The organism is Hallella faecis (genome assembly GCF_018789675.1).
Taxonomy (GTDB): domain Bacteria; phylum Bacteroidota; class Bacteroidia; order Bacteroidales; family Bacteroidaceae; genus Prevotella; species Prevotella faecis.
Genome location: NZ_JAHKBE010000110.1, coordinates 1 through 2249, shown reverse-complemented (window position 1 = coordinate 2249; position 2249 = coordinate 1). Strand labels below are relative to the sequence as shown.

Here is a 2249-nt window from a genome sequence, read left to right as displayed (position 1 = left end):
TAGGCTTGCTTTACAATTTCGGCCACTCCCACACCCTCCAGCAGGAGCGCAAGGTAATGTGATTGCCTGTCGTTGCCACCGCATAGATAGCCAACAAAGAAATTAGCTATGAAACTGAAAATACGAAATATAAATAAGATAAAAACTGCCGACATCAAGTTGGACGGCCTGACCGTGATAGCTGGAGCAAACAGTTCGGGCAAAAGCACGGTAGGCAAGCTTCTCTTTTCTATGGTTAAGTCGCAGGCAAACGCTGAATTTCTTAACCACCAAAGCAAGGAAGAAAAATTAAGGAAAAGAGTTGAAGAACTGTATAAGCGTGCCAATGGATGCTTTTCAAGGTACGACGATGCCAAATTAGCAGAAATACTGCCACTTCCTATTTCGCGGTTTATAGCCCCATTGGTAGAACTTACCGACAAAGAAGAAATTAAGCGACGTCTTGGTAAAATATCGTCGTGGATCGAATCTAAAGATATATCACCACGTATCAAGTCGCTTTTTTCTCAGGATATTGATAACATCAGCATAGCGTTAGGCGATAGCAAGGCGGCAGATATAGCGTCAGAAGTAAGAGTCTTCACAGAGTCGGAATTCATGAACAAGATATGCTCTTACAAGACAAAAGAATCGAAGGCCAAACTCGAATATGACAATCCCAACAGTTTTCTCTCCCTTGAATTTGCCGATGACCTAATCAATCAGGTGTATTTTGAAGGAGACGATTATCTTAGTGATGCCACCTACGTGGAGTCGCCTCTTTATCTCCACATACTCGATACACTCCTTTATGCAGCGACATATCAAGAATACCAGACAAGGCCCATGATGACATTCCGGGGAATGGTGCCAATCCATATCAAAGATCTTGCCAATAAGCTACATGCGTTGCAGATGGTTCCCTCGGGCAAAGAAAGCCAAAGCGAGTATGGACTTTCAGAATTGATGGGCGGGCGCTTTGCTTTCGACAAGGACAGCAAGGTACTTAAGTTCTTTAGCGAACGAATGGGCATGGAACTTTCACCTATCAATATAGCATCGGGAATTAAGACCTTTGGAATGGTACAAATTCTTTTGGAGACCCAGGTTATCGGCAACGACAAGATATTGATTTGGGATGAGCCAGAGAACCATTTGCATCCACAGTGGCAAGTTACGTTCGCCGAGTTGTTGGTCAAGTTGGCCAAACGCGGAATACCTGTGATAATAAGCACCCATAGTCCCTATTTTGTCCAGGGAATACGTTACTTCTCTGCCAAGCACGATTTGGAGACATTCACCAATTACTATCTCGCTGAGGAAGAGGAAGATAGTCGACTTTCGGTTATTCACGATGTAAAGGACGACCTAAACCAAATATTTAGCAAACTGGCAGCTCCGCTCAATGCGATAATGAACGTTGACGAGGCTCGTCGTAATAGGAATTAGGAATGACGCCCCAGGAGCTATACCATTCTATATGTTTGCGTTATCAGGAATGTGAGGTGGACTCTATCTGCCAAACCGAAAAAACATGTAAACGCAACGGATTCTGCAATGATAAGCAACATCATGGTGTAATAGACTTCGATAAAGTGAAAGACACCTATTATGACCACCTGGGTGTCGACAAGAAGCCCGCTTCCGTCGATGCGGTATGCGTTGGAGATCAGCATGAACACTTCTGTTTCGTAGAGCTCAAAGGATGGAAAAACTATATGGCACACCGCTCCCAGCAAAAGAAAAACGTCGAGGAGACTGCTGCAGATTACAACCTCGTAGGAAAGCTAAGAGATAGCCAGAGGCTATGCATGGAGCTCACTTCCAATCCCGATCTTTTTGCAAACATGCCCATCGTGTTTCTGTTAGTAACCGATATCGATGTCAACGAAAATGGATTAGAATGGTTTGCGGATAGGCTAACCGACTTAGCTACGTCTTCGAGTAGCATTTACTCAGAATGCATCTCCAACTCGCGCAAAACGCTCGATTCGGAGATCCACATCCAGCACGATTACATTTGTTGCAAGGATTTTGATAAACACCTCAAAACAATCTGAGAATTCGCGTCAAATCCCTCTCGGTCTACCTTGGCGGTGTAAGCAAAGATTTCATAAAAGATCTGCGTGAAAGTGGCGCGTTGCCATATTATAAGGTTCGCAAAACCATATATTACCCTCCGTGGCATCCACAAGGAGGGCTTCGAAGAGGTGCGCGAATCTACCGAATAACAATCAACGATAATATCCGTTGTTCAGCGGTCATTCGTG

Annotated in this window: 2 protein-coding genes; both read left to right on the top strand. The window is 44.3% G+C overall.

Annotated features, from left to right (window positions below; all coding sequences use genetic code 11):
• Window positions 1–108 precede the first annotated feature (108 nt).
• The gene (locus KM934_RS12600; protein WP_215760956.1) at window positions 109–1428 is read left to right on the top strand and encodes an AAA family ATPase; all 1320 of its coding nucleotides are present in this window, start codon (window positions 109–111) and stop codon (window positions 1426–1428) included.
• Window positions 1429–1574: 146 nt separating this feature from the next.
• The gene (locus KM934_RS12595; RefSeq protein WP_215760955.1) at window positions 1575–2039 is read left to right on the top strand and encodes a hypothetical protein; all 465 of its coding nucleotides are present in this window, start codon (window positions 1575–1577) and stop codon (window positions 2037–2039) included.
• Window positions 2040–2249: the final 210 nt, after the last annotated feature.

What these genes read in the sequence shown, in the direction of transcription:
- KM934_RS12600 (WP_215760956.1), top strand. Translation starts at nt 109, where the DNA reads ATGAAACTGAAAATACGAAATATAAATAAGATAAAAACTGCCGACATC.